This is a genomic window from Rhodococcus sp. P14 (genome assembly GCF_000256505.1).
GTDB lineage: Bacteria > Actinomycetota > Actinomycetes > Mycobacteriales > Mycobacteriaceae > Rhodococcus > Rhodococcus ruber.
On the sequence record NZ_AJFC01000230.1, the window covers coordinates 1 to 4089 of the forward strand.

At 70.3% G+C, this 4089-nt stretch carries 4 protein-coding genes; all 4 read right to left on the reverse strand.

The genetic code is table 11. The features are described 5' to 3' along the window. Nucleotides 1–682 (reverse strand): queuosine precursor transporter (locus OEY_RS0116085; protein WP_010594872.1); only part of this gene is annotated, 682 nt, incomplete at its 3' end. A gap of 93 nt (nt 683–775) precedes the next feature. After that, nucleotides 776–2182: a hypothetical protein gene (locus OEY_RS31390; protein WP_010594873.1), complete on the reverse strand. Its 1407-nt coding sequence runs from the start codon at nt 2180–2182 to the stop codon at nt 776–778. Between the two features lie 49 nt (nt 2183–2231). Then, the gene (locus OEY_RS0116095; RefSeq protein WP_029540065.1) at nt 2232–3266 is read right to left on the reverse strand and encodes a membrane protein; all 1035 of its coding nucleotides are present in this window, start codon (nt 3264–3266) and stop codon (nt 2232–2234) included. Between the two features lie 146 nt (nt 3267–3412). Next, a partial coding sequence (locus OEY_RS0116100) for a glutamate--tRNA ligase family protein (RefSeq protein ID WP_010594875.1) occupies nt 3413–4089 on the reverse strand: 677 nt, incomplete at its 5' end.

Genomic DNA, 4089 nt, shown 5'->3' on the forward strand with positions numbered 1-4089 from the left:
CCGCGTAGGTGACCGGCATGACGACGATCTCGACGAGCGTCTTCCACAGGAACCCGACCACCACGTAGTTGACGAAGTCCGCCCACGTGGTGATGCCGATGACGCCGGCGGCGATCGCGCAGAAGATGAGCGTGTCGGCGAACTCGCCGACGACGGTGGAGCCGATCAGCCGAGCCCACAGGTGCTTCTCCTTGGTGATCTCCTTGATACGCACCAGCACGTAGGAGTTGAGCAGCTGCCCGACGAGGTAACCGGCGAGACCGGCCAGCAGCAGTCGCGGCACCACCCCGAGGACCGCCTCGAACGCCGGCTGGTTCTCGTAGAAGTCGGCGGGCGGCAGCTGTTGGGCGATCCAGAAGCACAGCGCGGCCAGCGCCACCGCGCCGAAACCGTAGTACACGGCGCGCCGGGTTGCGGCGAAGCCGTAGACCTCGCTCAGGACGTCGCCGACGATGTAGGCGAGCGGAAACAGGAAGAACGCACCGTCGGTGATGATCGGCAGGACCTGTAGCGGGCCGAGCGCCCATTCGGCGTCGCCGAAGAACGCCACGCCCTTGCCGGCGGCGACGTTGGAGATGATGAGCACCGCCGTGAACAGGGCCACCAGTCCGGGGTAGTGGCTGCGGACCACGCGGGCGAAGTGCGTGTGGTCGGATTGCTGGGTCTGCACGTGCTCTGTCACCCGGCCATCCAAGCACTCGGGCGGGCGGAAGGCGAAGAACGGACGAACAGGACGCGGACCCCGGGCCGGCGGATCGGGGCCCGCGACCCGCGGTCAGGGGGCTACGCGCCCACCCGTGGCGACGCGGTAGGCGTACGCGTAGGCGATGGTGGTGACGGGCACGGTGACCAGCAGGCCGACGTAGCACAGCAGCGCGCCGACGAAGTTGATCGCGGACAGCACCAGCCACAGCAGGATCAGCTGCCCGACGTTGGCCGCGGCCGCGGACGCGCTCGACTTGATCGCCGTGACCGCGTCCTGCCGCTGGTCGATGACGAAGTGCAGCGCCCACACGGTCAGGAAGGCGACGACGATGCCACCGACGATGACGAGCGAACCGAGCAGTGTTCCCAGCGCGATGAGCAGGGACACGAGCAGGATGGGACCGAGGCTGCCGACGCGGAAGAAGTCCTTGAGCGCCGGCTTGTGACCGTCCAGCTCGTACAGGGCCCCGCGCACCCCGGCCGCCTGGACGACGAGCATGCCGATGACGAACGCGACGATCAGCACGATCATCACGGCGATCCCGACGCCCGACATGCCGGTGCTGTAGCCGTAGCGGTCCGTCGTGGTCGAGGCCATCACGACCCCGAACATCAGGGCGCCGAACACCAGGGCGGCCACGACGATCACCCCGGCGAGGCTCAGCCAGCCGCCGACATTCTCACTGAACTTGCGCCACCCGTAGCTCAGGGCGGCGCCGATGTCGATCTGCGGGCGCGAGGAACCGAAGCCGGGCGGGTAGCCCGGAGCTCCGTAGCCGGGGGGCGGTCCGTACCCGGCGGGGCCTCCCGCCGGCGGTGACCCGTACGGTGCCCCGCCGTACGGGTCACCGGGCTGCTGCGGTGCCCCGCCGTACTGGGGGCCGCCGTACTGGGGAGCGCCGTACTGGGGAGCGCCGTACTGGGGAGCGCCGTACTGGGGAGCGCCGTACTGGGGAGCGCCGTACTGGGGAGCGCCGTACTGGGGAGCGCCGTACTGGGGAGCGCCGTACTGGGGAGCGCCGTACTGGGGAGCGCCGTACTGGGGAGCGCCGTACTGGGGAGCGCCGTACTGGGGAGCGCCGTACTGGGGAGCGCCGTACTGGGGAGCGCCGTACTGGGGAGCGCCGTACTGGGGAGCGCCGTACTGGGGAGCGCCGTACTGGGGAGCGCCGTACTGGGGAGCGCCGTACTGGGGAGCGCCGTACTGGGGAGCGCCGTACTGGGGAGCGCCGTACTGGGGAGCGCCGTACTGGGGAGCGCCGTACTGGGGAGCGCCGTACTGGGGAGCGCCGTACTGGGGAGCGCCGTACTGGGGTGGCGGGCCCTGCGGCGGACCGTAGCCGGGCGGTGGCGTGCCGTAGCCCGGTGGGTAACCCTGGGGCGGGCCGTACCCGGGCGGTGGGCCGTACGGCTGTGCGCCCGGGTGCTTGTTCGGATCCTGCGGATCGGAAGTGGGTTCGTAGCCCCCGCTGGTCATCGTGGTCCTCGTGATTCGTGACGTGCCGCTTCGTGGAACGCCGTACCCGTCAGGGTGCGACGCCGCGTCCGGTGGTCACCCGGTAGGCGTAGGTGGAAGCGATGATCGTGAGCGGGATGGTGACGAGCAGACCCAGCCCGCACGGGATCGCACCGAGGATGTTGATGCCCACCAGAGCGAGCGCCAGCAGCAGCAGCGGCCCCACATTGGACGAGATGGCCCGGAAGCTGGACTTGATCGCGTCCACCGGCTGCTCGTTCCGGTCGATGACGAACTGCAGCGTCCACCAGGTCAGGAAGATGACGATGAAGCCGGGGATGATCAGCAGGATGAAGCCCACCACGGTCATGAGCGAGACGAGCAGGCTCGCGACCACCACGGCGCCGATGTTCTCGAACTGGAAGAAGGACCCGAACGACGGGCGGTTGCCGTCGGTTTCGTGCAGCGCGCCGCGCACGTAGGCGGCCTGGATCAGGATGCTGACGAACACGCTGACGATCGCGCCGATGATGCTGAGCGCCGACAGTTCGTTCGTGTCGAAGCCGCCGAAGATCACGTTGATCACGAACTGGATCAGCGCCGCCGCGACGACGAAGGCGATCCAGACGCCCGCGTTCTGGCTGAACTTCTTCCAGCCGTAGCCGATGGCCTCACCGACGTTGAGCTGCGTGGGGGCGCCGAATCCGCCGTACTGGCTACTGCCCGGCGGGTAGTTGCCCGGCGGGGGCGGGTAGCCGCCCTGCGGCGGGTAGTTCCCCGGCGGGGGCGGGTAGCCCCCGGGGGGTGGGTAGTTGCCCTGCGGAGGGGGGTAGTTGCCCTGCGGAGGGGGGTAACCGCCGGCAGGCGGGTAGTTGCCCTGCGGAGGCGGGTAACCGCCGGCAGGCGGGTAGTTGCCCTGCGGAGGGGGGTAGTTGCCCTGCGGAGGCGGGTAACCGCCGGCAGGCGGGTAGTTGCCCTGCGGGGGCGGGTAGTTCCCGGGCGGGGGATAGCTGCCGGGAGGGGGCGGGTAGCCGCCCTGCTGTGGGTCGGGTTCGCCGCCCTGGTTGTAGGGCTCTTTGCTGGGGTCGTAACCGCCGGTCGTCATCGGATCCTTCTCGAGGGGAGGGTGGAGCCAATCGCGTTGTCGACTGCGCACACTACGTCCGACGCGTCCGAATTGCACGATCACCGGAACTTCCGCGAGCCGGACGAGCGGCACGAAACGGACCGGTGCCGGGCGCGCGGAGGGTGTCACCAGCCGCCGTCGTACACCCACGGCTCCCGCGGGAGCCGGGCCGGATCCCATCGCTCGAGCAGCAGTCCCAATGTGACGGGTTCGTCCTTGTCCGCCAGGTCGAGCGAGACCGCGATCCGGCCCAGCACGTCGGCTGCGGTATGGCCCAGCGCCGCCTGGTCGGTGAGCGTCACCGCGCCGTCGCGTTTGGCGAGGCGCTTGCCGTGCACGTTGAGCGCCAGCGGCACGTGCGCGTACGTGGGCACGGGAAGCCCGAGCAGCGCCGCGAGGTAGGCCTGCCGGGGAGCGGAGGTCAGCAGGTCGTCGCCGCGGACCACCTGGTCGATGCCCTGGGCCGCGTCGTCGACGACGACGGCCAGGTTGTAGGCGGGAATGCCGTCGCCGCGGCGCAGCACCAGGTCGTCGACCACACCCGTGAAGTCGCCGTGCACCACGTCGTGCACGGTGAAGGTCGAGGCGCCGGACCGCAGGCGGATCGCGCCCGGCCGGCCGGATGCCCGTTTCGCTGCCCGCTCGGGTTCGGTGAGCGTGCGGCACGTGCCCGGGTAGGCGCCCTGCGGGGCGTGCGGCGCGGACGCCGCGTGCTGGATCTCGCGTCTGGTGCAGAAGCACTCGTAGGTCAGACCCGCGCGGGTGAGGCGGGCGATCGCGGCGTCGTAGAGCGGCAGCCGCC

What these genes read in the sequence shown, in the direction of transcription:
- OEY_RS31390 (WP_010594873.1), bottom strand. Translation starts at nt 2,182, where the DNA reads ATGACCAGCGGGGGCTACGAACCCACTTCCGATCCGCAGGATCCGAAC.
- OEY_RS0116095 (WP_029540065.1), bottom strand. Translation starts at nt 3,266, where the DNA reads ATGACGACCGGCGGTTACGACCCCAGCAAAGAGCCCTACAACCAGGGC.